Raw genomic sequence first — 4,047 nt, forward strand, 5'->3', positions numbered from 1 at the left:
TCGGGGGAGCGCGCGGCGGTGACCCTGCCGCCGCCGAGTGACCCGGTGACGGTGCTCGAGGGGGAGGCGGATCTGCGGCTGCCGGGGTTGACGCCGTACGTCACCTCGAATGCCGACTTCTACCGGATCGACACCGCGCTCATCCTGCCGAAGGTGAGCAAGGACGACTGGTCGCTGCGCATCCACGGCATGGTGGACCGGGAGATCCGGCTGACCTACGCCGATCTCGCGACCAGGCCCGCCGTCGAGCGGTTGGTGACGCTCGCCTGCGTCTCCAACCCCATCGGCGGCGATCTCATCGGCAATGCCAGCTGGCTGGGGTACCGCCTCGACGAACTGCTCGCCGAGGCCGGGCCGCATCCGGACGCCGATATGGTGCTCTCCCGCAGCGCCGACGGCTGGACCGCGGGCAGCCCGCTGTCGGTGCTCACCGACGGCCGCGACGCCCTGCTCGCCGTCGGCATGAACGGCGAACCACTGCCCGTCGCGCACGGCTATCCGGCCCGACTGGTGGTCCCGGGCCTGTACGGCTACGTCTCCGCCACCAAATGGGTCACCGAACTGGAGGTCACCAGATTCGATCGCGCCCAGGCGTATTGGACCCGGCGCGGCTGGTCGGCGCGCGGTCCGGTCAAGACCGGCACCCGCATCGACACCCCGCGCTCCCGCTCCCGCCTGAGCCCGGGGCGGGTGGTCGTCGCGGGTGTCGCCTGGGCACAGCATCGCGGCATCCGCGCCGTGGAGGTGCGCATCGACGACGGCGACTGGCAGCCCGCCCGGCTGGCCGCCGAACCTTCCGTGGACACCTGGCGGCAGTGGGTCTTCGAATGGGACGCCACGCCCGGCGACCACACCGTCACCGCCCGCGCCACCGACGGCACCGGCGCGGTGCAGACCGCCGAACGCCGGGACGTGGTGCCCGACGGCGCGACCGGACACCCCTCGGTCACGGTGCGAATCGGCTGAGTTCTACCTCTCGGCCGGACTTTGATGGCAGAGTGTCAGCTGATTCGTGCGGCCCGGGTAGTCACCGGGTACGCCCGCAGTAGTTTGGCCCCCGCAGTAGTTTGGCCACGGTCGGCACGTGTGCATGACCGTTGACGGCACCCGAGCCGTGCGCCGAAGTCACGGAGAGGCGGCACCAGCATGACCCGTGTACTGGAATGGGCTCGGCCGGAGAACCTCCAGCCCGAACCCATCACCCTCGATATCTGGAAGCAGCTGCCGCGCGAGTTCTGCCGACTCGTCGAGGTGGTCAACGGCGATGCCGTGCGGGCCGACAGACCCACCCTCGCGCAGCGCAATGCGGCGCGGCGACTGTCGTCCATGCTGGAGACCGCGGCCGAGAAGCATATGAACCGCTACAACGACGGCTGGCTGTTCGTGGCGACCGATCTCGATGTGCTGCTGTGGGATCTGCCGCGCGTCACCGTGCGCCGCCCGGACGTGGCGCTGTTCTGCGGTGAGCCTTCCGATTTCGGCCCGATGCCCGCCGCCCGCATCAAGATCGCGGTGGAGGTGGTGTCCCCGGCCACCGAGCGCGTGGACACCGCCGACAAGACCGCCGAATACGCGCTGGCGGGCATCCCCTGGTACTGGCTGGTGCGGATGGACGGCGAGCGGGTGGCGTCCATCGACATCCATGTGCTGGTGCTGCGCCAGTACCGCCTGCACAAGCGGCTCAAGGCCGATGTCGATTCGACCCTGGTGGAGATGCCGATCGAGATCCGGGTGGACTGGCATCGCCTGACCGGTCTGCTGCTCTGATCGTCACCGCTCTGATCGTCACGGTGGGGACCGCCCGGAACTCGCGGCCGGGCGGTCCGATGTGCGGTCTCAGCGCACCGAATCCACCGTGGCCGGTTCGGGTTTCGGCCGGTCCGGGCTGGGGCGGCCGACGAACAGCGCGGAGGCGACGACGCCGACCAGCAGCACACCGGCCGGAAGGTACATGGACTGGCTCAATGCCGTGCTGATCTTGTCCAGCACCTCCGGCGGCAGCGCGCCCATCCCCGGCGCGCCCTCACCGATCGGACTGTCCGACGGCAGCCCCTGCGCGGCGATGCGCGCCGAGAGCAGCGCGGCCACCGCGGCCGAACCCAGCACCGAACCCACCTGACGCGTGGTGTTGTAGACGCCCGCCCCCGCCCCGGCCTGCTGCACCGGCAGGTTGTGGGTGGCCGTGGTGGCCAGCGGCGCCCAGATGCAGGCATTGGCGACACCGGCGATGCCGCCGATCACCAGGAACACCGGAATCGGCGTATCCGGCGTCATGAACGCGGCGAAACCGAAGGTGGTGGACGCGAAGAGGGCGAAACCGACGGTCGGGATGAGGCGCGGCGGCGTCCGGTCCGACAGCTTGCCGATGATCGGGGCGCACACTCCGGTGATGATGGCCATGGGGGCCAGCACCAGCGCCGAACGCGTCGGCGACAGCTCCCGCACCTGTTGCAGATAGAAGTAGAACGGCACGAAGATCGCCGTCACCGCCGCGCCCATGGCGGCGATGCCCAGATTGGAGAGCGCGAAATTGCGGTCCCGGAACAGGCTCAGCGGCACCAGCGGTTCCCCGGTATTGCGGGCCTGATTGATCACGAACAACCCGAGCACCACCAGCCCGGCGATGATCATCGCCCAGATGAGGGCGTCCCAATCCCGGCTGTTGCCCTCCTGAATGCCGAAGACCAGCAGGAACATGCCGATCGCGCTGAGCGCCACGCCCACCAGATCGAACTTGTGCGTATGGGTGTCCAGGGTGGGCACCAGCCAGACGGCCAGGCCGAAGGCGATGACGCCCACGGGCACATTGATGTAGAAGATCCACTCCCAGCCGTGCGAATCCACCAGGAAGCCGCCCAGAATCGGGCCGACCAGCGTGGCCAGACCCGCGACGCCGCCCCACAGCCCCATGGCCGCGCCGCGCTTGTCCGGCGGGAAGGTGCGGGTGATGACCGCCATGGTCTGCGGCGTCATCAGCGCCGCGCCGAGACCCTGCACCGCGCGCGCCGCGATCAGCATCTCGATGGAGCCGGACATGGCGCACCACAGCGAGGAGGCGGTGAAGACGGCCAGGCCGAGCAGGTAGACGTTCTTGGGGCCGAAGCGATCTCCGAGCCGCCCGGTGACCAGCAGCGGGACCGCGTAGGTGAGCAGGTAGGCGCTGGTCACCCAGATGACGCTGTTGATGTCGGCGTGCAGGTCGGTCATGATCGCCGGATTGGCCACCGCCACGATGGTCATATCCAGCAGGATCATGAAGAAGCCGACGACCAGCGCGTACAGCGCCAGCCACGGATTGCGTCGAGTGGTCATGGTTGTCGTTCCTCGTCCGAGTGGTCGGGTTGGGCGGTTCATGGTGTGGGAGGGGTGCCACCGCCTTTCCGAAGCTCGTCGAAGATGTCGTCGGTGACGGCGGCGGCCCAGTCGTGTCCGAGCCGCTCGTCGGGGGCGGGCAGGCGTTCGCCGGTCTCCGGATCGAATGTCTCCCAGGGGAGTTCGCCGCTCTCCAGTTCGGCGACGAAATCGCGCAACCAGTCGATCTCGGTGGCCTGCTGGGCGCGCAGATAGTCCAGGACCATCCAGTAGCGGCGGGGCACATTCTTGCGGTGTACCCAGGCGCGCAGGGCGTCGAGTTCGGCGATGTCGCCGTCCAGCCGGGCGATGCGTTCGCGCAGCGCTATGAGCACCTGTTCGCGGGGCAGATTGTGGGATTCGGCCAGCGCCACCGGGAAGATCGGGTACTCGCGCAGCGGCCGCCGGAGCAGTTCGGTGACCTGGCCGCGCAGGGCGGAGCGGCCCGCGTCGGTCATGCGGTAGATGGTGCGCTCCGGGCGGTTCCCGGCGCGGTCGGTGCCCTCGGCGGCCGCGAAACCGTGCCGGGTGAGGCGGTCCACGGTGTGGTACAGCGACCCCGGCCGAATCTTGATCAGGTGGTCTTCGCGCCGGGTCATGAGCAGTTGGTACATCTCGTACGGATGCATCGGCCGCTCCTCCAGCAGGGCGAGCACCGCGATCGCCATCGGCGTCAGCGATGCGCCCGCCGACTTC

General features: G+C 69.2%; 4 protein-coding genes. 2 read left to right on the forward strand and 2 right to left on the reverse strand.

The window, feature by feature from the left end:
- Both QK444_RS33625 and QK444_RS33630 read left to right on the forward strand, forming a co-directional pair.
- On the forward strand, window positions 1-966 hold a 966-nt coding region (locus tag QK444_RS33625; protein ID WP_282786058.1), incomplete at its 5' end, for a molybdopterin-dependent oxidoreductase.
- Between the two features lie 180 nt (window positions 967-1,146).
- Complete coding sequence (locus QK444_RS33630) at window positions 1,147-1,767, forward strand: Uma2 family endonuclease (RefSeq protein ID WP_282786059.1); 621 nt, start codon at window positions 1,147-1,149, stop codon at window positions 1,765-1,767.
- Between the two features lie 69 nt (window positions 1,768-1,836).
- On the opposite strand, the gene QK444_RS33635 is transcribed toward QK444_RS33630, so the two are convergent.
- Window positions 1,837-3,312, reverse strand: a complete 1,476-nt coding sequence (locus QK444_RS33635; protein WP_282786060.1) for a DHA2 family efflux MFS transporter permease subunit — start codon at window positions 3,310-3,312, stop codon at window positions 1,837-1,839.
- 38 nt (window positions 3,313-3,350) lie between these two features.
- On the reverse strand, window positions 3,351-4,047 hold a 697-nt coding region (locus QK444_RS33640), incomplete at its 5' end, for a PadR family transcriptional regulator (protein ID WP_349239559.1).

It is taken from the genome of Nocardia sp. CC201C, from assembly GCF_030010695.1.
Taxonomy (GTDB): domain Bacteria; phylum Actinomycetota; class Actinomycetes; order Mycobacteriales; family Mycobacteriaceae; genus Nocardia; species Nocardia otitidiscaviarum.